22 protein-coding genes are annotated in these 23,139 nt (G+C 66.9%); 7 read left to right on the top strand and 15 right to left on the bottom strand.

Annotation, left to right across the window (positions count from 1 at the left end):
- The first annotated feature begins 413 nt into the window (after window positions 1-413).
- A complete protein-coding gene (locus WKF39_RS01920) occupies window positions 414-944 on the top strand; it encodes a hypothetical protein (protein ID WP_340385324.1) in 531 nt (176 codons plus the stop codon).
- A gap of 248 nt (window positions 945-1,192) precedes the next feature.
- Window positions 1,193-2,224 carry a tyrosine-type recombinase/integrase gene (locus tag WKF39_RS01915; RefSeq protein WP_340385322.1) on the top strand — a complete coding sequence of 344 codons (1,032 nt, stop codon included), beginning with the start codon at window positions 1,193-1,195 and terminating at the stop codon, window positions 2,222-2,224.
- A gap of 529 nt (window positions 2,225-2,753) precedes the next feature.
- Here WKF39_RS01915 and WKF39_RS01910 read toward each other — a convergent pair.
- The 8 genes from WKF39_RS01910 to WKF39_RS01875 all read right to left on the bottom strand — a co-directional run bounded on the left by WKF39_RS01910 (window position 2,754) and on the right by WKF39_RS01875 (window position 9,119).
- On the bottom strand, window positions 2,754-4,001 hold the full coding sequence (locus WKF39_RS01910) for an IS256 family transposase (RefSeq protein ID WP_340385320.1): 1,248 nt from the start codon (window positions 3,999-4,001) through the stop codon (window positions 2,754-2,756).
- A gap of 905 nt (window positions 4,002-4,906) precedes the next feature.
- On the bottom strand, window positions 4,907-5,590 hold the full coding sequence (locus tag WKF39_RS01905; protein WP_340385318.1) for an MBL fold metallo-hydrolase: 684 nt from the start codon (window positions 5,588-5,590) through the stop codon (window positions 4,907-4,909).
- Window positions 5,587-6,030 carry a DUF6069 family protein gene (locus tag WKF39_RS01900; protein WP_340385316.1) on the bottom strand — a complete coding sequence of 148 codons (444 nt, stop codon included), beginning with the start codon at window positions 6,028-6,030 and terminating at the stop codon, window positions 5,587-5,589. Before WKF39_RS01900 ends, WKF39_RS01905 begins: the two co-directional genes overlap by 4 nt.
- Complete coding sequence (locus WKF39_RS01895; protein WP_340385315.1) at window positions 6,027-6,581, bottom strand: SRPBCC domain-containing protein; 555 nt, start codon at window positions 6,579-6,581, stop codon at window positions 6,027-6,029. Before WKF39_RS01895 ends, WKF39_RS01900 begins: the two co-directional genes overlap by 4 nt.
- On the bottom strand, window positions 6,578-7,153 hold the full coding sequence (locus tag WKF39_RS01890; RefSeq protein ID WP_340385313.1) for a helix-turn-helix domain-containing protein: 576 nt from the start codon (window positions 7,151-7,153) through the stop codon (window positions 6,578-6,580). Before WKF39_RS01890 ends, WKF39_RS01895 begins: the two co-directional genes overlap by 4 nt.
- A 147-nt stretch (window positions 7,154-7,300) precedes the next feature.
- The gene (locus WKF39_RS01885; protein ID WP_340385311.1) at window positions 7,301-7,579 is read right to left on the bottom strand and encodes a hypothetical protein; all 279 of its coding nucleotides are present in this window, start codon (window positions 7,577-7,579) and stop codon (window positions 7,301-7,303) included.
- A 257-nt stretch (window positions 7,580-7,836) separates the two neighbouring features.
- Window positions 7,837-8,664 carry a hydrolase gene (locus tag WKF39_RS01880; RefSeq protein WP_340385309.1) on the bottom strand — a complete coding sequence of 276 codons (828 nt, stop codon included), beginning with the start codon at window positions 8,662-8,664 and terminating at the stop codon, window positions 7,837-7,839.
- Window positions 8,665-8,693: 29 nt separating this feature from the next.
- Complete coding sequence (locus WKF39_RS01875; protein WP_340385307.1) at window positions 8,694-9,119, bottom strand: MmcQ/YjbR family DNA-binding protein; 426 nt, start codon at window positions 9,117-9,119, stop codon at window positions 8,694-8,696.
- A 109-nt stretch (window positions 9,120-9,228) separates the two neighbouring features.
- Between WKF39_RS01875 and WKF39_RS01870 the strand changes: the two genes are divergently transcribed.
- Window positions 9,229-9,429 carry a helix-turn-helix domain-containing protein gene (locus tag WKF39_RS01870; protein ID WP_340385306.1) on the top strand — a complete coding sequence of 67 codons (201 nt, stop codon included), beginning with the start codon at window positions 9,229-9,231 and terminating at the stop codon, window positions 9,427-9,429.
- A 345-nt stretch (window positions 9,430-9,774) separates the two neighbouring features.
- Here the strand turns inward: WKF39_RS01870 and dmpG are convergent, their stop codons facing one another.
- From dmpG to WKF39_RS01855, 3 genes are read right to left on the bottom strand one after another with little or no spacing between them, the layout of a single operon-like run.
- Window positions 9,775-10,869, bottom strand: coding sequence for a 4-hydroxy-2-oxovalerate aldolase (dmpG, locus tag WKF39_RS01865; RefSeq protein ID WP_340385305.1), 1,095 nt, complete (start codon window positions 10,867-10,869; stop codon window positions 9,775-9,777).
- Window positions 10,866-11,777, bottom strand: coding sequence for an acetaldehyde dehydrogenase (acetylating) (locus tag WKF39_RS01860; RefSeq protein ID WP_340385304.1), 912 nt, complete (start codon window positions 11,775-11,777; stop codon window positions 10,866-10,868). Before WKF39_RS01860 ends, dmpG begins: the two co-directional genes overlap by 4 nt.
- A 10-nt stretch (window positions 11,778-11,787) precedes the next feature.
- Window positions 11,788-12,576: a 2-keto-4-pentenoate hydratase gene (locus tag WKF39_RS01855; RefSeq protein ID WP_340385303.1), complete on the bottom strand. Its 789-nt coding sequence runs from the start codon at window positions 12,574-12,576 to the stop codon at window positions 11,788-11,790.
- Window positions 12,577-12,633: 57 nt separating this feature from the next.
- Between WKF39_RS01855 and kstD the strand changes: the two genes are divergently transcribed.
- Genes kstD through WKF39_RS01840 form a run of 3 tightly spaced genes read left to right on the top strand, consistent with a single transcriptional unit; the run spans window position 12,634 to window position 15,817 of the window.
- On the top strand, window positions 12,634-14,316 hold the full coding sequence (gene kstD, locus WKF39_RS01850) for a 3-oxosteroid 1-dehydrogenase (protein WP_340385302.1): 1,683 nt from the start codon (window positions 12,634-12,636) through the stop codon (window positions 14,314-14,316).
- Entirely contained in the window at window positions 14,316-15,185 is an 870-nt protein-coding gene (locus tag WKF39_RS01845; RefSeq protein WP_340385301.1) for a MaoC/PaaZ C-terminal domain-containing protein, read from the top strand. The genes kstD and WKF39_RS01845 overlap by 1 nt, the downstream gene beginning before the upstream one ends.
- Before the next feature lie 29 nt (window positions 15,186-15,214).
- Window positions 15,215-15,817, top strand: coding sequence for a methyltransferase (locus WKF39_RS01840; RefSeq protein ID WP_340385300.1), 603 nt, complete (start codon window positions 15,215-15,217; stop codon window positions 15,815-15,817).
- Here the strand turns inward: WKF39_RS01840 and WKF39_RS01835 are convergent.
- The 3 genes from WKF39_RS01835 to WKF39_RS01825 form a co-directional block, all read right to left on the bottom strand.
- On the bottom strand, window positions 15,814-17,010 hold the full coding sequence (locus WKF39_RS01835) for a lipid-transfer protein (RefSeq protein ID WP_340385299.1): 1,197 nt from the start codon (window positions 17,008-17,010) through the stop codon (window positions 15,814-15,816). The genes WKF39_RS01840 and WKF39_RS01835 overlap by 4 nt on opposite strands.
- Window positions 17,011-17,089: 79 nt before the next feature.
- Window positions 17,090-18,397 carry an OB-fold domain-containing protein gene (locus tag WKF39_RS01830; RefSeq protein WP_340385298.1) on the bottom strand — a complete coding sequence of 436 codons (1,308 nt, stop codon included), beginning with the start codon at window positions 18,395-18,397 and terminating at the stop codon, window positions 17,090-17,092.
- The gene (locus WKF39_RS01825; protein WP_340385297.1) at window positions 18,394-20,568 is read right to left on the bottom strand and encodes an acyl-CoA dehydrogenase; all 2,175 of its coding nucleotides are present in this window, start codon (window positions 20,566-20,568) and stop codon (window positions 18,394-18,396) included. Before WKF39_RS01825 ends, WKF39_RS01830 begins: the two co-directional genes overlap by 4 nt.
- 100 nt (window positions 20,569-20,668) lie before the next feature.
- Here WKF39_RS01825 and WKF39_RS01820 point away from each other — a divergent pair, with 100 nt between their 5' ends.
- Window positions 20,669-21,616 carry an alpha/beta fold hydrolase gene (locus WKF39_RS01820; RefSeq protein ID WP_340385296.1) on the top strand — a complete coding sequence of 316 codons (948 nt, stop codon included), beginning with the start codon at window positions 20,669-20,671 and terminating at the stop codon, window positions 21,614-21,616.
- 110 nt (window positions 21,617-21,726) lie between these two features.
- Here WKF39_RS01820 and WKF39_RS01815 read toward each other — a convergent pair whose 3' ends face one another.
- Window positions 21,727-23,133: a wax ester/triacylglycerol synthase family O-acyltransferase gene (locus WKF39_RS01815; RefSeq protein ID WP_340385295.1), complete on the bottom strand. Its 1,407-nt coding sequence runs from the start codon at window positions 23,131-23,133 to the stop codon at window positions 21,727-21,729.
- Between the last annotated feature and the right edge of the window lie 6 nt (window positions 23,134-23,139).

Genomic DNA, 23,139 nt, shown 5'->3' with positions numbered 1-23,139 from the left:
CGACGGAGTCGAAACCGTACGTCCACAACGCGAACGAGCCAACTCACGCGACGAGCGAGATCACAGCCGCAAGGTAAGCGCTTCCGCGGACAGTCGCCACCCCCCCGCTCGTCCGAAGCGCCCGCAGTCCACGAGTGGCTCAGGTATACCGTCCACACCGCCACCGCGATGGTGAAGGGGAACCCGAGCACGAGCGCGAAGGTCCAGCCGAGGGCGAACTCCATCACGTCAGTCTCGCACCTCGCCCTTCATACCCGCGTCTTTCACCGCGACCGCCGCCACGCAGCCAGTCCTCATGACTTCGATCGCGCTGCTAAGCAACCCCCCTCGTCATCGCTCCGCGGTAACTACACGGCGAGCGGGCGCGGGTCGTTTCCATCGTCAGCATCGGCGAGGTGGCCTACCGTGATGTTGTGACCGACGACGATCCCCACGCCGCGGGTGACGAGAGCGACTGGGCCCAGCCGATCCGGGTTGAGACGTCGACAGTCGATCACGTCACCTGGGACTCCTGGCGCGCGGACGTCTCCAAGGGCATCACCGCTGCACGTCGTCTGAGCGCCGTCGCGAGCTCGACTGTATTTACTCTCGCAGCTGCTTCCGGCGTAGTCCTACTCCCCCGTGCGTGGTTGGCAGCAACGGTGCTCTACTGCCCGCTTCTTGCCTGGGTAACCTGGACTTTGATGTTGTCGGCAGTCAGCCGAAGGCTGACCCGTCGAACACTGCGAAGCATGAGAGCAAGACTGGCACCCGCACAAATCAGTACCTTCGAGCCTTCTGTGCTTCTCGCGATACTCAGCCGGACCCAGGTTCCCGCCGCGAAGCATCACCGCTTTGTGACCGTGGCGCTCGTTCCCGAGCAGGCCACGGTCTCCGTCGCCGAGTACGACATGACTCGTTTCCCCGGTGGCGACATACCAAATGCTGGCCAAATGTCGATGTAGCGAACGGCCTATCGGTCATCACACCAAGGAGCGGCACGGCGATTCGTAAATAGCCCGATGAAGCCATCCGGTATGCGAATGGAGGTCGGCTCAAACGCCCACCGAGCGGCCGGCCCTGATCAGAGGCTTGCGGCGATCCTCCGACACCGGCCGCCTTCAAACGCGGCGGCTAACGTAGATGGCCACATATGCCCAGCCGTGCTGGCGGCGGGCGTGGCTGAGCGCGTCGACACGTCGCGGGTGTCTTCATGTCCAATCCGACCAGTCTTTTCCCGTTTCAACCGGCCACGATGTCAACAGCGCAGTTGGCTGCGGTCTCGTATCTAGCCCGCTACTCCGGGCAGACCCACAACCTCTACGCCTCTCAGCTCCGGCGGTGGTTCGCCTGGTGTGGCAGCAACGGCCTGGACCCGCTAGTCGGGATCCAGCGCCCCCACGTCGAGCTGTACATCCGCCAACTCGGGGATGCCGGCTTGATGGACTCTTCGGTGACCACGATGATGCATGCCGTGCGGGGGTTCTTCCGCTTCGCGCACATCGACGGGCTCATCCCATCCGATCCAGCCGTCTACGCCAGACTGTCGAAGATTTACCACGACGAATCACGCACCCAAGGCCTCGACCGCCTTGAGCTCATCCGCTTCCTGCAAGTCGCCCAAACCATCACCGTCCACCACGGCGCCCTGGCGTACCTGCTCGGAATCAACGCCCTGCGCGCTTCAGAGGCAGCAGCGGTCCGGATCGACGACTACGGCGAAACCCTGCGAGGGCACCGGGTGCTGCACCTGGTCGGCAAGGGCAACAAACCGGCGACTTTGCCCATCACCGTCCCGGTGCTGCGGGTGCTGGAAGCGTGCAGGGGCGAACCCACCACCGGGCCGCTGATCCTGCGGCCGAACTCGGGCAATCCGATCGACCGCCGCGACGTCTACCGGATGGTCGCCAGGATCGCGAAAGTCGCGACCATCCCACGGCACATCAGCCCACACTCGCTACGCCACGCGGCAATCACCAACGCCCTGGATGCCAGGGCGTCCCACTCCGCGATGCCCAGATCCTCGCCCGACATGCCGACCCACGTACCACCGAGCACTACGACAGGGCCCGCGGCAACCTCAACCGACACGGCGTTCATTTCCTCACCGCCTACGTCGCCAGAGTCTGAGCCGACCGCAAGAACGTCGCATCACCGCAGCGCCAGGTGTACACGAGCGGTCTCGGCAGAGATGTGGCCATTCGATGAAACCCGCAGGTCACCCGCTCACATAGTGGAGGATTGAGCCATGAGCTATCGGCGCGAGAACTGGGCCTTGGGCATGTCGTCAGTCGGCTTGGTTCTTGGACCGGTCGGGATCGGGGTTGGTCTGTTCCTGGCATTCACGTCCCGAAGGTGGACCCTCCCGCAGAAGTGGGCGATCTTGATGATCCCAGCGGCCCTGGTTGGGATCAGTTTTGTAATTGGGGGCGCGGGCGGGTACACCTGCACGCAGATCGGTGACGGGCCAAAGACATGCGAATCGCATCCCTCACCGGTTGTCCCCCTACTCACCCTGGTCGCCCTGATCGCCACAGCCGTGTTGACAGCTGTCTACCTGTTTCGCACTGCTCGACGGTCAACGGTGCGCTGAGCACCCCGGAGCACGAGGAGCGGGCACGCCGGTCAACCTCGCTCCACCTCGAGCCCGGATGCAGCGCACCTGGCGTTGCTTCGTGCGCTAACCCCATCATTGGCGCAACCGTTGGTCCGAACGGCATTTGTCTGGTCAAGCCCCCGGAAGTGGTGTAGCGCTGCGTGACCCCTCGTGGGGTTCAGGCGGTCAGTGCAGGTAGGTCCTCCTTGTCGATGTCGGTGCTGCTCTCGGGGACGATGTTGAGGCGGGACTTGGCGAGGATTTCGAGGCCGAGGTAGCGGCGTCCTTCGGCCCATTCGTCGGTTTGTTCGGCCAGGACGGCTCCGACGAGACGGATGATCGCGTCGCGGTTGGGGAAGATCCCAACGGAGTCGGTGCGCCTACGGATTTCTCGGTTCAGGCGCTCGTTGGGGTTGTTCGACCAGATCTGTTGCCAGAGGCCTTCGGGGAAGGTGGTGAACGCGAGGATGTCCTCGCGGGCGCCGGTGAGGTGTTCGGCGACGGCTGGGAGCTTGTCGTCGACGTAGTCCAGCAGCCGGTCGAACTGTGCTTGAACAGCTGCCGCGTCTGGCTGGTCGTAAACGCTGTGGAGCATCGCTTTGACCGCCGGCCACATGCTCTTGGGCGTCACCGACATCAGGTTCATGGCGTAGTGGGTGCGGCACCGCTGCCAGGCGGCGCCGGGCAGGTTCGCTGCGATCGCTTCCTTCAACCCGGCGTGCGCATCAGAGGTCACGAGCCGGACGCCTGCGAGGCCGCGGGCGACGAGATCAGCGAAGAACGTGTTCCACGCAGTCCCTGTCTCGCTGGTGGCGACCTGCAACCCGAGGACTTCTCGGCGTCCGTCAGCGTTGACGCCGGTCGCGACCAACACGACGGAGGCGACCACTCGGCCACCTTCGCGGACCTTCATCGTCAACGCGTCAGCGGCCACGAACGTGAACGGGCCAGCGTCACCGAGGGGGCGGTGGCGGAACTCCGAGACGCTCTGGTCCAGGTCAGCGGCCATCCGCGAGACCTGCGACTTGGACAGGCCGTTGATGCCGAGCGTTTTGACGAGCTTGTCCATCCGGCGCGTCGAGACGCCGGCGAGGTAGCAGTCCGCGACGACCGTGATCAGCGCAGCCTCGGACCGTTTGCGGCGCTCGAGCAACCACTCAGGGAAATACGACCCCGAGCGCAGTTTGGGGATCTGGACGTCGATCGTGCCGACCCGGGTGTCCAGGGGCCGGTGTCGGTAGCCGTTCCGCTGGGCTGTTCGGTCCGGGCTCGGGCGACCGTACTCGGCGCCGACCACCGCATCAGCATCGGCGCAGAGCAGCGCGTTGATCGTGGTCTGCAGCAACGTCCGCATCAGATCTGGGCTGGCATCGGACAGGGCTTCGCCAAGCAGGCCAGCAGGGTCGACAATGTGTGGAGCGGTCATCGTTGTGTCCTCTTCAAGGTGGTTGTGAGAGATCTCTTGAAGGATCACGCGGTGGCCGCGTCTATGTCCATCCAGGCGATGAACTCGACGACCGCGCTACACCACTATCAGGGACTTAACTGAAGTGGGATGAAGCCGGTGGGTCAGATGCCTATCCACGCCAGCGCCGTCAAGCCGCATCCGCGTGTGACAGGGAGATGTTGCTGGAGGGTCTCGCTGCTGCCGGCCCGACTAGCATGCGATCTGTGACCACATTGCCAGCCTCCGCGCCGTCCCTCACGCCCGAAGAAGACGAGCTAGTGGAGGCCGCGCGACGCACGATCGAGTCAGCGACCGACGCCGGTCCTCACGAGGACGGGATCCATACGATGGGAGCAGCGGTCCGCGCTAGCGATGGACGCATCTTTGTTGGCGTGAACCTCTATCACTTCACGGGAGGCCCCTGCGCTGAGCTTGTCGCTCTTGCGGCAGCACGCGCGGGTGGCGCAACCGCGGTGACACACATCGTCGCCGTGGGAAACCACGGGCGCGGACCGATCGGTCCGTGTGGCCGCGACCGGCAGGTGCTCTTTGACTACTACCCAGGCGTTCGCGTCATACTGCCAACCCTCCAAGGTGCCAGAAGCGTGACTGTCGAAGACCTCCTACCCATGGCAACCTCGTGGTCGCTGGAGGACGGCGCGCAGATGGCGTAGTCCACGAGCGGGTCCGAAGCACGTACACACCCACCTACCGAGCGGCCGCTCGCCACTCGGACCCGCGTCACACCCACCGCGTTCCGGACGCGCCTGATCCGAGCCCCTTGCTCGCGCAGCTCGGGCCGCACCTGAAGCGGCGTTTGTCGATGAGCGCGAACGCGGCGGGCCGCCGGTCGGCAGTCGTGGCCAGGGCAGCGGCCGAATCCCTCAGGTGGTCGACCGACCTTGGCCGTCTCGCGGTTGGGCCGGGTCCTGGTCTTCGGCGTGGGCGACGCCGGGTCGCCAGGGCTCGTGCGCGTGCGCGAGCCAAACCGTCTCGGGATCGAGCGCGCGGATTCGCCGCTGTCCTTCGGTGCGCGGCTCGTCCAGCTCACCGAACCACACCGCTGCATCGCCACAGATGACGACCGGATGTCCGCCGGTCTCGACCACCACGACTTGTGTCCCGGGTGTGTGACCTGGCGCTGGGACGAGCCGGACGCCGGGAAGCAGGTCGAGTTCTCCGTCGACCGACACATACCTCAGTCCGGGACCGTTGACCCACTCGCGAATGGTGTAGTCGTCCTCGCTGAGGGCGTCCTCGAGCTCTCGACGCTGGACGTAGATCGGCTTGTCGGCAAAGAGGTGGTTGCCGCCGCAATGATCGGCGTGCAGGTGCGTGTTGACGACGATGTCGATGCCGGCGACGTCGAAATCCTGCCTGCTCAGTGGATAGAGGACGGGATCGAAGGCGGCCACCACCGCAGGGTGCAGCTCCGTCATGCCGGTGTCGACCAGAACCCGAGCATCGGGATGGTCGATGACGTGCACGTACACAGGCATCACGGCGCCCTCGACGAGCAGGTCGGCAACGAGGATTGGCGTGACGGTGATGGTGGCGGAGACGTTCATCGGTCTCGGGATCCGCCGTCGGCTGGGGCCGAGGTGAGCCCACGGCTGAGGCTCGGGATGATGATGGCCGCCGCCAAGAGCTGGGCTGCGACGAGAACCGCTTTCGTGGCAGAGTCATCCGGTAGCGCGATTGGCGGGATGAGCGACAACCCGGTGACGACCATGCTCACTACGAGGAACCGTCGGCGCGCGCGAAGGAGTCGAGCCATCAGGACTCCCAGGGCGGCCCCGACGAGGGTCCACAGCGCGAAGGCGGCGATCGGGATGGCCGCGGCGTCGACCTCGAGACTGACGTCAGCGGCGCGGGCGATAGCAGCCATCGCCGTGGTACCGACGGACGCTGCCGCACCGGCCAAGGCGCCGCGTCGAACGAGCGTCAATGTGCTCGGTTGGCCGGACTGGGGGTGCGTTTCGTGATGCTTCGGTTGCGAGGTGGTCATTGGGGTGTTCCTTCCTTGGCGTGTAGCGCATTGAGGTGCCTGGCGAGGTTGTCGAGCCAGGGCGTCTGTTCGTCGGGGCCGAACGGGATCTCGCCCCAACCGGCCACCATCTCGGCGAAGTACTCGTTCTCCCAGTCCGCTCCGCTCCCGTACGAGCTCGAGACGACGCGGAGCACGCAACTGCCGCCGGAGGCTGCTTCGATCAGGAACTCGGTAGCGATCGGGGAGATCGACGCCAGCTCTTCGTCGGTGATCTCGTGCCCGGCGGTGTCGGCCACCCATTCACGCATCTCCTCGGTCATCGGCCAGGGCTCCTCATACGCGAACCGACGATCTGGCGTGTAGTCGGTGACGACACCCGTTGACCGGAACCCACCTTGATCGAACGACACCTCACCACCGATCCGCGGATCCAGTCGGGTCGGCACCATCCAGGCCGAGATCCCCTCGTCAGTCGCAATCGCCGCCCACACCTGCTCCGGGGTGGCGGACACCGCAAGGGTGAACTTCGCCCGGTGCTCGACGCGGTCAGGTCGGTCGGGATCGGTCATGAGGGCTCCTCAGGTCGGGGATAGGACGAAACGGTCAGACGATGGGGGCGCCCGTCGTCGTGGTGGTACCTGGCGACCAGCGTCGTGATCGCCGACTGAAGCTCCGAAGCGAAGGAGGCACGCTCGTCAGGCGACCGGAACCCGATCACCGTGTCGACAGTCAGGGTCGGCATTCGAGTGCCCGCCCCGACGCTGCTCGCGATCGAGCCGACCTCGGACACGGTCCGAGCGTTCACCGCTATCAGATACGAAGCGGAGAGACGATCGGCGACCTCGTTCGGATCGGAAACTCTGCCTTCGAGTACGTCGGGGGCGACGACGAGGTGTCGTGCCGAGCGCCGGACGTAACGCTCCGTGATACCGCCCCAAGCGCGTTCGCCAGCCAGCTCGACCAGTCCATGCGCCTCCAGCGTCTTCAGGTGATAGTTCACCTTCTGACGAGTCAGGCCGACCGTCGCCGCGACCGATGCCGCTGACCCTGGCTCAGCCAGAGCATCGAGGATCGAGGCCCGGATCGGATCGAGCGCTAGTTCGACGACGGCGGCGTCACTGAGTACTCGAATGTCGTCCATACGCTTGAACGTAGCCTTTGACAGAAAATATTGTCAAGGGCCTTCTGCAGTTGATGGACGAGCATGGGAAACCGCGCTACGTCGCCGGCTCAACCGAAGATGCAGGACTGATCGAACTTCTGGAGATGCAGACCGCCGAAGGGCACTTCACGACTTGGAAGAATTCCCGGCGTGAGAAAGAGCCGTCCGTCGCGCGAGAACCAACCAACACACGATCGCGATCGCCGAGAACAGCGCCGGGACGACGTGTTCGAGCATCAACGAGGCCGCCATCGCGCAAGCGAATGCCGTGAGGTTCGCTACGACGTCGTGGACGGGCGCGATGAATCGGCGGTTGAACACATGGGTAACAGCAATCACAACACCGCAGGCGAACGTGACAGCCAGCAAGAAACTCACCACAAGGATCGAGTATGCGGCGTCCACCCAACGACTTCATGCATGTGGAAGATCGCGCCGCGAGGCGGGCTGCCGCGCTGCGTAAGCGTGACAGCCCGCCCTCATCTGGCTAGACGTCGATCGAGGTTTGCGCTTCGGCCGCCTCGATGTGGATCTTGCGCGGCTTGGCCTTCTCGCTGATCGGGATCACCAGCGACAAGGACCGAAAGGAGCCAGCGGCCCGCGGGCAGTGATCTGACCCGCGCGGTCGGGATGTATCGCCGGATCAATCGCGATGGCCTGACTCATGTCAGATGGTCGAAGTCGCCGCTAACCCAGTGGATGTAGCGATCGGCCGATCGCCGTACAACGGCCCGAGCATCGGCGTCGATGACATTGTCGAAGTTGCCGTAGAGCCGCTCGAAGGCGAAGCGGTCGACGTGGTCCGCGACCCGGCGCACGACTGCAGCGGACATCGGGATCCGATTCGGAAAACTTCGCATGAATGTCACCGAGGTTCTGTCGGGGTTCGGCGCGATCGTGTCACCGGCGAGGAGGGCGCCACGACCGCCAACACCGGCGGCCCAGTGAGCGACGGCGCTGCCTGGGAAGTGACCGCCCGACTGGCTCAGGACGACTCCGGGGAGGATCTCGCGATCACCGGACCAGAGCTCGACGACAGGGTCGGGCCGGGCGATCCAGCCGGCATCAGCCTCCGCGACGAGCACCGGAGCCCCACCGAGCAGCCGGCTCCACTCGACCTGAACACCGAACATGTGCGGATGGCTGGCAACGATCGCCCGCACGCTACCGAGCGCGAGCACCTGCTCGGCGATGTCCGCGTCGACGTACCCGAGCGGGTCCCACAGCAGATTGCCTTCGTGTGTGCGCACAAGCTTGGCCTGCTGGCCGATGCCGGCCAACGGCGTCGTTGTGATGCCGTACAAGTCCGGCTCCAGCTCGGTCAGGTCGGCGCGATAGCCCTCGGTCTCCAGCTCATCAAGCGTCGTCCACCGCTGTCCCTCAACCGGGACCCACTGGCGTTCATCGGCGCAGATCGCGCAGACGTCCACCTTTCGGGCATGCTCAACCGCGCACGTTCGACAGATCCAGAAGACTTCCGAGTCGGTCATGTCACTCACGATAAGACACGTTCAGCGAGTCACTGAGCTTGGTGCTCCCTGAGCCAGGCCGATCCTCGTGTGGCCGATGCGCGGGACAGCCAGGCGTCCTGCACGATCTCTGCGAGCTCGGAGCACGTGATCTCGCCGATCTGACTGGCCCGCAGCAGCACCGACGGGTGGCCGTTGAAATGAGGGGTGGTGAAGAAGGGTGAAGCGTCATCCTGAACGAGCGCGAGCTTGTCATCCTCGCCAGCGACCCAGAAGACGATGACGTCGTCGTATCGGTCGCCGGTCTCCGGGTCAAAGGCGTCGGGGCGCGGATTTCTGAAGAACACGAACGACTTGCCGCCAACTTGGTAGACGGGCTTGTTCTGAGTGCCGGGATGGATCGTGACATGCGGCATGCCGAGCGCAAGATCGTGAACGTCCGCGACCCTGGCCGGTCGTTGCCCGCTTCTCGCCACGTTCTCAGGGTAGGCGCCGGTACCAGTCGCCGACCGACCGTTGCTTCACTCCAGCTCGGCAGCATCGACGTCTTGACATCGTCATACCTGTCAGCACATGCTGACAGGTATGAAGACTTCCGTGGGTGCAGACGACGGTGACGCCGTGAGTGAGCTCGCTGCGATCGCCGAGGCCAAACGCGTCATGAGCCGCCGCGAGGAGGTTGCGGTTCGCAGGGCTCGACACACCGGCCTCAGCTGGGCCGAGATCGGAACTCTCCTCGGCGTGACCCGACAGACGATTCACCGCAAATATCGCAAGGTGGGCTGACTACCCACTCACACGTTCCAGCTCGCCATGATTTCGGACATGTTCACGCTCAGCGTGCCGCGGCGTAAACGGCCGTGCGATACCGACAAGGCGAGCGCGGCATCGAAGATGCCCGCTACCGAGCCGGCTGGTGTTAGGCCCGCGTCAGAGAACGAGAATGAGCACGATGATGACCGCGATGATCAGGGCAATGATGGCAATAGTCCGTGTGTCCATGGGACGCCTCCTGTTGTCGTGGCCGCTTGAGTGCCTCGGTTGAACCTCAGTGTGGCACCGAGCGAGGTCATCGGCGAGGCGGAGCGTGTCCCGCCTCGCCCAGGAAGGACTTCCGAGGATGTCGAACTACTACCTCTCCCCGTTCTTCAGCATCAGCGCGATGTCGATCAGCTGGTCTTCCTGGCCGCCGATCAGCTTGCGCCGACCCGCCTCGAGCAGGATCTGCGCGCCCGAGACGCCATAGCGATCAGCGGCATTGCCGGCATGCTTGAGGAACGACGAATAGACCCCGGCATAGCCCATCATCAGCGTCATCCGGTTGAGGGTGCACTCCTCGGGCATCGCGGGGCGTACGACATCTTCGGCCGCATCGACGATCTGCAGGAAGTCGACGCCGGTGTTCCAACCGAGCTTGTCGGCGACGCCGATGAACGCCTCCAGCGGCGTGTTGCCGGCGCCGGCGCCAAACCTGCGCACCGAGCCGTCGATCTGGGTCGCGCCGGCACGGGCAGCGATGACGGTGTTGGCGACCCCGAGGCCGAGATTCTCGTGGCCGTGGAACCCGATCGTGGCCTCGCCACCGATCTCGGCGACGAGAGCCGACACCCGGTCGGCGACTCCCTCCATGACCAGCGCCCCGGCGGAGTCGACGACATAGACGCACTGGCAGCCCGCATCGACCATGACGCGAGCCTGATTGGCGAGCACCTCAGGCGACTGGGTGTGGCTCATCATCAGGAAGCCGACGGTCTCCAGGCCGAGCTCGCGCGCGAGACCGAAGTGCTGCCCGGACGTGTCGGCCTCGGTGCAGTGCGTGGCGATCCGGCAGATCTGGCCGCCGTTGTCCTGAGCGGCGCGGATGTCGTCCTTGGTGCCGACGCCGGGCAGCATCAGGAACGCAATGCGGGCATTCTTCGCCGTCTCGGCAGCGAGCTTGATCAGCTCCTGCTCGGGAGTCTTGGAGAAGCCGTAGTTGAACGACGATCCACCCAGCCCGTCTCCGTGGGTCACCTCGATGACCGGTATGCCCGCAGCGTCGAGGGCACCTACGATGTCGCGTACCTCCTGGGGCACGAACTGGTGTCGCTTGTGGTGCGAGCCGTCGCGCAGACAGGTGTCGGTCAACCGGAGGTCGAGCGTGCTCGAGGGGTCGGTCTGCGACCAGGTGCGTGCGAGCGAGTCGACCGACGCGTCGACTCCGGAGACGGGGGCTGGAGCGTTCATCGGGCGGTCCCCTCTTCGAGCAGCACGTGCGCAATCGACTCGCCGACGCGGGTGGCGGCGGCGGTCATGATGTCGAGGTTGCCGGCATAGGGCGGCAGGTAGTCCCCCGCGCCCTCGACCTCCACGAAGATGCTGACCTTGGCCAGGCCCATCGTCGCTTCGGACGCGTCATCGAACTGCGGGTCCTGGAGCAGTCGATAGCCGGGTACGTACTCCTGCACCTGCTTGACCATCTGGAACACCGACTCCGCGATGGCATCTCGGTCGGCGTCGGCACCGACTCCGCAAAAGATCGTGTCGCGCATGATCATCGGCGGCTCCGCCGGGTTGAGGATGATGATCGCCTTGCCGCGCTCGGCACCGCCGATCGTCTCGACGCCGGCGCTCGTCGTGCGGGTGAACTCGTCGATGTTGGCGCGCGTGCCGGGTCCGGCCGAGGCGCTGGACACGGAGGCGACGATCTCGGCATACGGCACCGGCGCCACGCGCGAGACGGCGTGGACCATCGGGATCGTGGCCTGGCCGCCGCAGGTGATCATGTTGACGTTGTCAGCGGCGACGTGCTCCTGCCCGTTGACCGGCGGGATGACCGCAGGCCCGACCGCCGCCGGGGTGAGGTCGATCGCCGTGATGCCGGCCTCGGCATAGCGGGGGGCGTACTCGCGGTGCACGTATGCCGACGTCGCCTCGAAGATCAGCTCGGGCAGCTCGTCCTGCTTGAGCAGCCAGTCGACCCCCTCGTGCGACGCCTCGACACCGCGCTGGCGTGCCAGCTCGAGGCCCTCGGACGCAGGATCGACGCCGATCATCCAACGAGGCTCGATCAGGTCGCTGCGGAGCAGCTTGTACAACAGGTCGGTGCCGATGTTGCCGGGTCCGACGATGGCCGCGGTGACTTTGCGGGTCATCACATCTCCCCTACTCGGTGAAGGACAGCTGGACGCTGCCCAGGTCGGTGAACACTGCTTCGAAGCTGTCGCCCGGGTGGGCATCGATGGCGCGGTGGACGCTGCCCGGCAGGATCACGTGGCCCGCCTCGAGGGCCACGCCGAACGAGGCGACCTTGCGCGCGAGCCAGGCGACTGCGGTCACCGGGTTGCCGAGGACGGCGTCGGATCGTCCAGCCGCCACCTCCTCGCCGTTGCACAGCAACGTGGCCTCGATCGCTGTGAGGTCGACGGTGGCCGGGTCGATCTCGGCCGTTCCAAGCACGAAGCCGGCGCTGGACGCGTTGTCGGCGATCGTGTCGGCGATCTTGATGTCCCACTGGGTGATGCGTGAGTCGATCAGCTCGATCGACGCGGTGACGTGGTCGGTCGCGGCGAGCACGTCGTCCGCGGTGCAACCCTCACCCGGCAACGTCTGGCCGAGCACGAACGCGACCTCGACCTCGACGCGCGGCATGCAATAGCGGCCAGCGCTGACCGGCACTCCTGAGAAGACCTCCATGTCGGAGAGCAGGTGGCCATAGTCGGGCTCGTCGACACCCATCATCTCCTGCATGGCCTTCGAGGAGAGTCCGACCTTGTGGCCTCGAACGCTCGCGCCCCGCGAGAGCCGGTCGGCGATGTTGAGCAGCTGGATGGAGTAGGAGTCCACCACGTCGAGGTCGGGCCACGTGTCCCGCAGGGGCGGGACCGGCTTCCGGTCACGCTCGGCCGTGGCCAGCGTCCGGGCAACGGTCTGTCGGACCTCGTCGGAGAGCATGTGAGCATGGTAGAACCTGTTACAGTTTTGCGGTAGTTCACCCCCGACGGAGGTCACATGGAACAGACGTGCGACGTCGTCGTCGTGGGCGCTGGTGGCGCCGGGATGACCGCAGCACTTGCGGCCGCAGAGCTCGGACTGGACACCGTCCTGATCGAGAAGAGCGCCTATTTCGGCGGGTCGACCGCCCGCTCCGGCGGCGGAGTATGGGTTCCGGGCAACCATGCGCTCCGAGATGCCGGCCAGGTCGATGCCGACGATGCCGAGGAGGCCCGGCGCTATCTCGACTCGATCGTCGGCGACGAGGTGCCGAAGGAACGGCGCGACACGTTCCTCGAGCGCGGCCCGGAGGTCATGGACTTCATCGTCGCCAAGACTCCCGTGCAGTTCACGTGGGTCCCCGAATACTCCGACTACCTCCCCGAGCAGCCCGGTGGCAGGCCGCGCGGACGCAGCGTCGAACCGGTGCCGATGGACGGCCGGATTCTCGGCGCCGAGCTTGCCCACCTGCACCCGCCGTATGCCAAGGCGCCGGCCAACCTGATCGTCACCCAGGCCGACTTCCGCAAGATCAGCCTCGGGCTGCGCAGCATCCGTGGCCCCCTCACGATGCTGCGGGTGCTGTTCAACCGGACCGTCAGCACGCTCCGCGGCCGCCGGATGTATGCGATGGGCAACGCGCTCACGATCAGCCTGCGCAAAGGGCTGATGGATGCCGGCGTGCCGGTCCACTACGAGACTCCCATGACCGGACTGGTCATCGAGGGAGGCCGGGTGGTCGGCGTCCGGGTCGAGCGCGGGGGCATCGAGACCGTGATCCGCGCCCGTCGCGGTGTCATCCTCGGCTCGGGCGGATTCGAGAAGAGCGAGGCCCTGCGGGAGAAGTATCTCCCCTCCCCCACCGATGCCGACTGGAGCACGGCGGCGGCCAGCAACACCGGCGCAGGCATCGAGGCCGGGGTGGCCGTCGGCGCAGCGACCGACCTGATGGACGACGCCTGGTGGGGTCCGACCATCCCCCTGCCATCCGGCCCGTGGTTCTGCCTCGCCGAGCGCAACCTCCCCGGCTCGATCATCGTCAACTCGGCCGGCCGGCGGTTCATGAACGAGGCGTTGCCCTATGTCGAGGCAACCCACGCGATCTATGAGGGCGAAGCCACCGGGGTCTCGCACGTGCCCGCCTGGCTGGTCATGGACCAGCGCTATCGCAACCGTTACCTCTTCGCCGGGCTCTCCCCTCGGCAGCCGTTCCCCGGCCGCTGGTACAAGTTCGGCACGGTGCGCAAGGCGTCCTCGCTCAGCGGTCTCGCCGACGAGATCGGCGTGCCGGCCGATGCTCTGCAGGAGACCGTTCGCCGGTTCAACACCTTTGCCGACGCCGGTGTCGACGAGGACTTCCACCGCGGCGAGAGTGCCTACGACCGCTACTACGCCGACCCTCGCGTCAAGCCCAACCCCTCGCTGCACAGCATCGACCGGGGCCCGTTCTACGCAGTCAAGATCGTCCCCGGCGACCTCGGGACCAAGGGCGGGATCGTCACCGACGAGCGTGCCCGGGCGCTGCGTCCCGACGGGTCCGTGATCGAGGGACTGTATGCCGCTGGCAACTGCTCCTCAGCCGTCATGGGGCGGACGTACGCCGGCCCCGGCGCCACGATCGGACCCGCCATCACGTTCGGCTACCTCGCCGCGGAGGACATCGCTTCACAGCCCGCCGACGATGACGGGAGCGCCGACTGATGCCGATCGATCCGAGCGTCGCCATCGGTGCCGAGGTCGGCACCCGCGAGTTCTCGTGGACGAGCAGCGACGTGCTGCTCTATCAGCTCGCCGTGGGAGCCGGTTCGCATGCCGCCGACCACGTCTCGGCCGATGCCCTGCGGTGGACGCTCGACGACGACTCGCTCCAGGTCCTGCCCAGCTTCGCGGTGGTGGCGCCGTCGTTCCACGAGACCGACCCGCCCTCGCTCGACCTGCCAGGCTGCGACATCAACCTGGCGCAGGTCGTCCATGGCGCTCAGGAGGTCCACGTCAGCGGCCCGCTGCCGGCCTCCGGATCGGCCCGCCTGACGACCCGCATCACCGACGTCTGGGACAAGGGCAAGGCGGCCGTCATTTGGCAAGAGGGCGTCGCCACCGATCCCGGCGGCGCCGAGCTGTGGCGCGTACGGTCCTCGATCTTTGTCAAGGGTGAGGGCGGCTGGGGCGGCGACCGCGGCGAGAGCACCGCCGTCGTCGTGCCGGACCGCGCGCCCGACGCGTGCACGACCTACGCCGTCACACCGCAACAGGCCTTGCTCTACCGGCTGTGCGGCGACCGCAATCCCTTGCACGCCGACCCGGCATTCGCGAAGGCTGCCGGGTTCCCGGCGCCGATTCTGCACGGGCTGGCCACGTACGGCATCGTGCTCCGCGAGGTCATCGACCTGCTGCTCGACGGAGACGCCAGTGCCGTCGGAGGCTTCGGTGCGAGGTTCGCCGGAGTGGTCTTCCCGGGCGAGACCTTGTCGATCCAGGCCTGGGACGAGGCGGGCCGCATCGTGGTGACCGTGACGGTGGGCGATGACGGTCGACCCGCGCTGGCCGACTGCCTCGTGACGCGGGCCTGATCCCGGCCACCTCCCCTAGGCTCGGCGGCATGGATCCCCAGTCCCGTACAAACAGTTCCCGCACTATCGCGTCATACGAGCAGATCGCCGTCGAGTACGCCCGCGACACCGCCGGCAGCGGCGTCCTCGCCGGAGCGCTGGCGCGCCTGGCCGAGGTGGTCCCGAACGGCCACGCGCTGGAGATCGGCTCCGGCCCCGGGTGGGATGCCGATGTCCTCGAGGAGGCCGGGCTGACTGTCCGGCGTACGGACGTCACCCAGGCATTCATCGACTTCCAGGGCTCTCGTGGCAAGGCGGTCGATCGCCTGGACGTGATCAGCGATGAGCTCGACGGTCCCTTCGATGCCGTCGTCGCACTGCACGTCCTCCAGCATGTCGGGCCGGACGATCTGGCTGGCGTGCTGGCGAAGGTTGCCGGGGCCTTGCACCTCGGCGGTCGATTCCTCGTCTCGATACCTGTCGGCGAGGGAGTCAGCTGGGAAGACGGCGAGTCAGGCAATTCCTATTATCGGGTTCTTCGAACTGAGGATGCGTTCACCGCAGAGCTGGCACGTGTCGGGCTCTCGCCGGAGTGGACGGAGCGATCGGCCGACGAGGGCGGCTGGCTCGCCGTGCTGGCCCAGCGCCGCTAGCGACCATCCGGCCGGGTGGATAGCGCCTGTCCGCCGAGGATGAGGCCCGAGGTCGGCACGCCGGTGCCCGCCGTGACCAGGACATGCTGAGCACCCTCGACCTGATTGACCGAGCTTCCCCGCACCTGGCGCACGGCCTCGGCGATGCCGTTCATGCCATGGATGTAGGCCTCGCCGAGCTGTCCGCCGTGGGTGTTGAGCGGCAGCCGGCCGCCGATCTCGATGGCCCCGCCGGCGATGAAGTCCTTGGCCTCGCCCCGACCGCAGAAGCCGAGCTCCTCGAGCTGCATCAGGACGTAGGGCGTGAAGTGGTCGTAGAGCACAGCGGTCTGGATGTCCTCGGGCGACAGGCCGGACTGTCGCCACAGATCCCGGCCGACGACGCCGATCTCGGGGATGCCGATGTCGTCGCGGTAGTAGGACGTCATCACGAACTGGTCGGCCGCGCTGCCTTGCGCGGCAGCCACGATCGGGACCGCACCGGCGCGGAGGTCTCGCGCCCGCTCGGTGGAGGTCACGACGATCGCAACGGCTCCGTCGCTCTCCTGGCAGCAGTCGAGCAGGCGCAAGGGGTCGGCGATCATCCGCGAGCCCTGATGGTCCTCGATCGTGATCGGCTTCTCATGGAAGAACGCCGCCGGGTTGGTCGCCGCGTGCCGACGATCGGCCACCGCGACCGCACCGAAGTCGGCCGAGGTCGCGCCGTACTCGTGCATGTAGCGCCGGGCCTGCATCGCGACTGTCGCCGCCGGCGTGGAGAGACCGTGCGGGTAGGACCAGGCGTTGTCGAGACCGTTGGTGTTGACCTGCTCCGCGGCCCATTTCTGCACCTGGCCGAAACGCTGACCCGAGCGCTCGTTGAAGCCGCGGTAGGCCACCACGACGTCCGCCATCCCGGTCGCCACCGCCATCGCCGCCTGCTGCACCGTGGCGCAGGCCGCACCTCCGCCGTAGTTGATCCGGCTGAAGAAGCGCAGGTCGCCCATGCCGAGCTCGCGCGCCAAGGCGATCTCGGAGGTCGTGTCCATCGTGAACGTGACCAGACCGTCGACGTCGGAGGTCGAGAGCCCTGCGTCCGCGAGGGCGGAGAGTGTCGCCTCGGCCGAGAGCTGCAGCTCCGAGCGTCCTGACTCCTTCGAGAACTCGGTCGCGCCGATGCCGGCGATGGCTGATGCGCCGCTGAACGTGGTCATGCCGTCTCCTCCAATTGAAGCCCACGACACGGAGGCAACGGCATGAACCCTGCTTCAAAGCTCGCTCGCTGGCGCTCGCTCACCGGCGGATCTCCAGACGCGCGTTGGCGTGGGTCCCGATCGAGACCGCGGCTGTGACGTCAATCGTCGTCACACCGTCGTTCTCGGACACGATGGTGCCGGTAAAGCACAGGGTGTCGTTGGGAAATGCAGGCGCTCCCAGTCGCAACGCGCACGACAGGACCTGCGTCTGAGGACCGGCCCAATCGGTGACATAGCGCTGCACCAGGCCGTTCGTGCTCAGGATGTTCACGAAGATGTCCTTGCTGCCGTGTCCGATGGACCGATCACGGTCGTGGTGGACGTCCTGGAAGTCCCGGGTCGCCAGCGCCGTCGACACCACGAGCGTCGGTGTGATCGGAAGCTCCCAGACCGGGATGTCGGACGTCACCTCTGGCTCCGGGTCGGGCTCGGGGTCGGACTCTCCAGCGGGACGCCACGTGGCCAGCGTCACCTCGTCGTCGATCGGGTCGAACCTCACCTCGACCTCGTCGCCGATCGCGACTTCGGCTTGACCGCCCTTGACCTCGCCGATCATCCGGACCCCTTCGTCGAGGTCGATCAGGGCCAAGGTGAGCGGGAGCTTCTTGCCCGGCACCGCCGGCGCATGGTGCACCAGGAACGAGTGCACGCGGCCCTTGCCCGACGCGACCAGGTGTCCGCGGTCCATCGCGTGACACGACGGGCACACCGGGCCGGGCGGGTGCCGGAGCTCACCGCACGCGTTGCAGGTCTGGATGCGCAGCTCGCCTGCCGCGGTGCCTTCCCAGAAGTAGGCCGTGTCGCGGTTGATCGTCGGTCGGGCCGTCTTGGTCGGATCCACTGCAGGCCGGCCGGTGCCGGGCTTGAACTTGAGCACCCGGAAGGTCATCGTCGCGACCTCTTCGTGGCCGACGGTCCAGGTGCTCTGCGTGGTGATGAAGTAACCCTCTCCGACGCCGGTCGCCTTGGGACCGACGACGTCCGCGAGGCGCGTGCTGATGCTCGGAACCTCGCCGGGTCTCAGGGTTCGGGCGTAGGTTTGGTCGCAGTTGGTGCCCAGCACGGAGGTGTAGCCCGCGTCGTCCAGCACCTTCATGCTGTCCGGGAGTGGGTCGCCAGGCATGCGCTCGGGGTCGAGCCCGTACATCGTCCACACCTGGGCCATCGCCGGCGGTGCCTCGGTGTCGGGGCCGGGTGCCCACCGCGGGTTGGTGTCGCCGATCGCCTCGGCCCAGTGCCTGATCATCGGTACGTTCACCGGGTCCGGCGCCTCGCGGGCGGGGCTGTTGCCGCGGGCCTTGATCTCGTCGGTCCGCTCGATGATCTCATCGTGGCGCTCGTTCATCGCGGCACCCGGGGAAGGTCGAGCCCGAACATCGCGATCAGCTCACGCTGCACCTCGTTGACCCCACCGCCGAAGCTGAGGACGAGATTGCGCTTGGCTGTTGCGTCGAGGAACTCAGCAAGCCGTCCCGTCGCAGGGTCGGCAGGGTCGCCGCACGTGTCGACCACATCGGCCAGAGCCAGACCCAGCCGTTGGATCTCGTCACTGGCGAACACCTTGGCAGTCGACGCGTCCGCGACCGCCGATCTGTCGGACGACGCGCGGGCGATGGCCCAGTTGAGCAGCTCGTTGACACGGAACGATGCCGTGGCGCGCGCCAAGGTGTCACGCACCCACGGCACCTCGAGCACGGGCGTGCCATCTGGACCGACACAAGTCTCGGCCCAGTCGTGCACGAGATCGCGGAGTCCTTCGATCCTGCCGGCGGGCCCGAGCATCACCCGTTCGTGATTGAGCTGCGTCGTGATCAGCTGCCAGCCGCGGTTCTCCTCGCCGACCAGCATGTCGACCGGCACCCGTACGTCGTTGTAGTACGTCGCGTTGGTGTGGTGGGAGCCGTCGCTGGTCACGATCGGGGTCCACGAATAGCCCGGGTTCTTGGTGTCGACGATCAGCACCGAGATGCCGCGGTGCGGAGGCGCGTCGGGATCGGTGCGGACCGCCAGCCACACATAGTCGGCCGCGTGGCCGCCGGTGGTCCACATCTTCTGACCATTGACGACGTAGTGGTCGCCGTCCCGCCGGGCGGTGGTGCGCATCGACGCCAGGTCCGTGCCGGCGTCAGGCTCGCTGTAGCCGATCGCGAAGTGCACGTCACCGGTCACGATGTCGGCGAGAAACATGTCCTTCTGCTGGTCCGTGCCGAAGGCCTGCAATGTCGGTCCCACGGTCTGCAGGGTCACGGACGGCAGGTGCACGTCTGCGCGGGCCGCCTCGTTGACGAACACCTGCTGCTCGATGACCCCTCGACCCTGGCCGCCGTATTCCTTGGGCCAACCGACACCCATCCACCCGTCCGCGCCCATCTGCTTGATGATCCGGTGGTATGCCGGCCCGTGCCGGTCAGAGCGCATCTCGTCCCGATCGGCATCGCTGGCCAATCCGGTGAGATAGGCGCGAGCCTCCTCCTTGAAGGCGCGCTCCTCCACAGTCAGCTCGGCGTTCTTGCCTAGGGTCTCCGCGACCGGCACGTCAGCCAGCGCAGCAGGCCCACCCAGGTGACGCACGATGTCCCGCACCCGCGAGAAGTAGCGCGTCATGGGATAGGTCACGTCGACGCCCATGCCGCCGTGGAGGTGGTGGCAGACCTGCATCATGGCCGGGGCTCGGTCGGCGAACCAGTGGGCGGCGACCGCCAGGTCGTCGGTGGACGGATCCCCCGCGTCGAGGCGCCGGACCACCTCTCCGGCGGTCAAGGTGAACGTACGCGAGGCGATGTAGACATCGGCGATCTGCTGGGCGACCGCCTGGAACTCAGCCAGCGCTCGACCGAACTGGCGCCGGTCGCGGATGTATCCCGCCGTCAGGTCCCGGGCCCCCTCGACCACACCTGCACCCAGGGCGGCTAGGCCGGCGATGGCGTGGGCGCGCACCACCTCGGCATCGAGCATGCCCAGGACCGGCGCCGAGGTGAATGTGTAGGTTGCCTCGGGCGCACCACGCGAGGTCCGTGTGGGGACGTGGACGACTCCTGCGCCGTCGGGATCGACGATCGCCACCGCCGGCCCGCCATCGCCGGTGGCGGAGACAAGCAGGAGCCTCGTCCCCTCGAGGACTGGCACACCGACCTTGGTGCCGGTGACGCCCCCGTCGCCATACGTCGTCGCTGGCGCGACCGGCAACGCGTCCCCTGCCTCACCGAGGGCCGGTGCGAACAGCAGCTCCCCAGCCAGGACCCTGGGGACGAGCTCGCCCTGAAGTGCCTCGGAGCCGGACCGGACCAGTGGCAGCAGTCCACAGGCCAATGTCTCCCAGACCGGGAGCTCAGCCGCGCGCCGTCCCACCTCATGCAGCAGCACCGCGACCTCGCCCAGGCCGAGGCCCTCGCCGCCGTGTTGCTCCGGGGCGGCCAGCGACAGCAGTCCAGCCTCGTGGAGGGCGCGCCACGACCCGTCACCGCGGTCGAGCACGTCCCCGATCACGGAGCGCACCTCGTCGAGCACCTGGTCCACGTGGATCGTCTCCTTCGAGGCGGCGTAACTTCCGGCACATTCTGCTGCTCCAAAACTATAACGTGTTCTAATCTCATGGAAGCCAACCGCGAGGAGTGCCGTGACCAACCCGTTCAAGCTGTGCGCCGGGGCCGCGCGACACCTGCTCCCCGATCCTTCGACGTGGGACCTGTTCGACCTGCCCCCCGTGGAGCTGCCAGAAGGGCGCTGGCTCGACTTGCCCCGACGAGGCCGCACCTGGCTGACAGACGTACCCGGACCCACCCCCGATGCCCCGGCGATCGTCCTCCTGCACGCCGTCGGCTGCACGGGCCAGCTCACCTGGTTCCCCGCGATCCCACAGCTGGCGAAGCACTACCGGGTGATCACCTTCGACCAGCGGTGGCACGGCCGGGGCATCACCTCCGAACGATTCCTGATCACGGACTGCGCCGACGATGTGGCGGCGGTGATCGACGCGCTCAGCCTCGTACGACCCATCGTCGCCGGTTATTCGATGGGCTCGGTCATCGCACAGCGCGTGTGGCGTCAGCATCCGGACGCGGTCGGCGGGCTCATCCTCGCTGCCAGCACCGCGCACTTCCGCACCATCGGTCGCGAGCGCGTCTTCCACGCAGGCATGGAGGTGGGCATGGGCCTGAGCGCGACCCTGTCACGCTCGCGAGTCATCAGTCGCGCCAGCACCGCCGCAGTCGAGGCGATCGACGCCGACAGCTCCGACACCGCTAGCTGGGCGATGCGCCAGTGGCGTGCCACAAGTCCCTGGGCGGTTGGGCAGGCCGTCGCATCCCTCGGCCGCCACCACTCCACGTTGTGGCTCTCGCACATCGACGTGCCCACCGCAGTCGTCGTGACCGCCGACGACCGGGTGATCCCGCCCGAGCGCCAGCTCGACCTCGCCGCACGCATACCGGGGGCCACGGTGCACGAGGCCGCCTGCGGCCACGCAGGATGCGTGCTGGACCACAAGGCCTTCGTCCCCGCACTGCTCGAAGCGGCTCACGAAACTGCGGCACGCATCAGCGCCCGGCAGCCCGTCAGCCGCTGACCCCGCCCGGGGGCGGTGACTTAGCGTCCTTTCCAGCCACGGCAAAGGTCGCCAACTCACCGCCGAACCACGGCAAAGGTCGCCAACTCACCGCTCGTCGGTGTATGGGGTCAGTCGCCGAGCACGGCCGACTTCATCGCCTCGAGCTCGATCGGGAACTGGTCGATCAGGTCCCACACGCCCGGCATCAGCTCGCTGCAGGCGATCGCGCCGATGTGCATCTGTCCGTTGTTGCTCATCACCGTGATGTTGAGCCCTGCGCCGTGGAAGACGGGTCCGAGCGGATAGAGCCCATCGATCCGCGATCCGACGAAGTACAGCGGGACCGGTGGCCCGGGTACGTTCGAGATGACCAGGTTGTGGATCACCGGTGCCTTCTCGGCGAGCCGCAGATCGGACACCATCCGCACCGCAAGCCCGAATGTCCGAGGCGCGGCGAACTCGGCCCACTCCTGCAGGGTGTCTGCCGGGACGGCCTGGTGATGGTCCTTGGCGTTGGCGTTGTCCACCGACATCGCGGTGATCCGCTCGAGCGGGTCCTCGACGTCGGTGCCGAGCCGACAGAAGATCGACGACACCTTGTTGCGACCGCCGGTCCGCTTCGACTCCTCGCGCACCGAGACCGGCACGCTGGCCAGCAGCGACGTCTCGGGCAGCTCGTCGCGATGCTGGAGATAGCGACGCAGTGCCCCGCCGCTGAGCGCCAGCACCACATCGTTGACGGTGGCCCCGGGAACTGCCTTCTTGATCGCCTTGATGTCGTCGAGGGAGACATCGGTGAAGGCGATCGACCGGCGGCCCGAGATGGTCCCGTTGAACGACGTGCGCGGAGCCGTCATCGGCGCGGCCATCGCCGTGCCCTGCCTCGCCCGCGTGACGCTCTCCACCAAGGTCCGCGCGGTTGGCGCCACCAGCTTGGCCAGCTGCCACGGCTTGGTCGCGGTCGCCAGCACTCCCCGGCCCACCAGCTCGAGGTCGGACGGTGGACGCTGATGCTCGTTGACTCCCGGTGCCGTCCCCACGTCCAGGGGTGGCGCGTCGGGTTCCAAGCTGCACAAGTACGAGATCATGTTCGAGCCCGAGACCCCGTCGACCGAAGCGTGGTGCATCTTGGAGAAGATCGCGATCTTGCCATTGGCCAGGCCTTCGATCACGTGCATCTCCCAGAGCGGCCGCGACCGATCCAAGGGGATGCCGGCGAGGTGCCCGGCGAGCTCGGCGAGCTCGCGGTCGCCACCCGGCGCGGGTGTGGCCAGCCGGTGGACGTGCCGGTCGATGTCGAACTCCTCGTCCGTCACCCACACGGGGAAGTCGATCCCCCCGGGGACGAGCTTGAGCTTGCGGTTGAACATCGCGATGCCGGACACCCGGCTGGAGAGCTCCTGCTTGAACCGGGTGAAGTCATAGCCGCCGGGGATCGTCGCGGGGTCGAGGGCGATCACCCCGCAGACATGCATCAGCTGAGCGCCGCTCTCGAGATACAAGAAGCTGGCGTCGAGTCCACTGAGTCGATCCATGGCCGT

Origin of the sequence: Aeromicrobium sp. (assembly GCF_037719875.1) — a bacterium.
Taxonomy (GTDB): Bacteria; Actinomycetota; Actinomycetes; order Propionibacteriales; family Nocardioidaceae; genus Aeromicrobium.
Note: the sequence above shows the minus strand (reverse complement) of the source record. Positions and strands in the feature narration are given on the sequence as shown.

What these genes read in the sequence shown, in the direction of transcription:
- WKF39_RS01915 (WP_340385322.1), top strand. Translation starts at nt 1,193, where the DNA reads ATGTCCAATCCGACCAGTCTTTTCCCGTTTCAACCGGCCACGATGTCA.
- WKF39_RS01910 (WP_340385320.1), bottom strand. Translation starts at nt 4,001, where the DNA reads ATGACCGCTCCACACATTGTCGACCCTGCTGGCCTGCTTGGCGAAGCC.
- WKF39_RS01905 (WP_340385318.1), bottom strand. Translation starts at nt 5,590, where the DNA reads ATGAACGTCTCCGCCACCATCACCGTCACGCCAATCCTCGTTGCCGAC.
- WKF39_RS01900 (WP_340385316.1), bottom strand. Translation starts at nt 6,030, where the DNA reads ATGACCACCTCGCAACCGAAGCATCACGAAACGCACCCCCAGTCCGGC.
- WKF39_RS01895 (WP_340385315.1), bottom strand. Translation starts at nt 6,581, where the DNA reads ATGACCGATCCCGACCGACCTGACCGCGTCGAGCACCGGGCGAAGTTC.
- WKF39_RS01890 (WP_340385313.1), bottom strand. Translation starts at nt 7,153, where the DNA reads ATGGACGACATTCGAGTACTCAGTGACGCCGCCGTCGTCGAACTAGCG.
- WKF39_RS01880 (WP_340385309.1), bottom strand. Translation starts at nt 8,664, where the DNA reads ATGACCGACTCGGAAGTCTTCTGGATCTGTCGAACGTGCGCGGTTGAG.
- WKF39_RS01870 (WP_340385306.1), top strand. Translation starts at nt 9,229, where the DNA reads ATGAAGACTTCCGTGGGTGCAGACGACGGTGACGCCGTGAGTGAGCTC.
- dmpG (WP_340385305.1), bottom strand. Translation starts at nt 10,869, where the DNA reads ATGAACGCTCCAGCCCCCGTCTCCGGAGTCGACGCGTCGGTCGACTCG.
- WKF39_RS01860 (WP_340385304.1), bottom strand. Translation starts at nt 11,777, where the DNA reads ATGACCCGCAAAGTCACCGCGGCCATCGTCGGACCCGGCAACATCGGC.
- WKF39_RS01855 (WP_340385303.1), bottom strand. Translation starts at nt 12,576, where the DNA reads ATGCTCTCCGACGAGGTCCGACAGACCGTTGCCCGGACGCTGGCCACG.
- kstD (WP_340385302.1), top strand. Translation starts at nt 12,634, where the DNA reads ATGGAACAGACGTGCGACGTCGTCGTCGTGGGCGCTGGTGGCGCCGGG.
- WKF39_RS01845 (WP_340385301.1), top strand. Translation starts at nt 14,316, where the DNA reads ATGCCGATCGATCCGAGCGTCGCCATCGGTGCCGAGGTCGGCACCCGC.
- WKF39_RS01840 (WP_340385300.1), top strand. Translation starts at nt 15,215, where the DNA reads ATGGATCCCCAGTCCCGTACAAACAGTTCCCGCACTATCGCGTCATAC.
- WKF39_RS01835 (WP_340385299.1), bottom strand. Translation starts at nt 17,010, where the DNA reads ATGACCACGTTCAGCGGCGCATCAGCCATCGCCGGCATCGGCGCGACC.
- WKF39_RS01830 (WP_340385298.1), bottom strand. Translation starts at nt 18,397, where the DNA reads ATGAACGAGCGCCACGATGAGATCATCGAGCGGACCGACGAGATCAAG.
- WKF39_RS01815 (WP_340385295.1), bottom strand. Translation starts at nt 23,133, where the DNA reads ATGGATCGACTCAGTGGACTCGACGCCAGCTTCTTGTATCTCGAGAGC.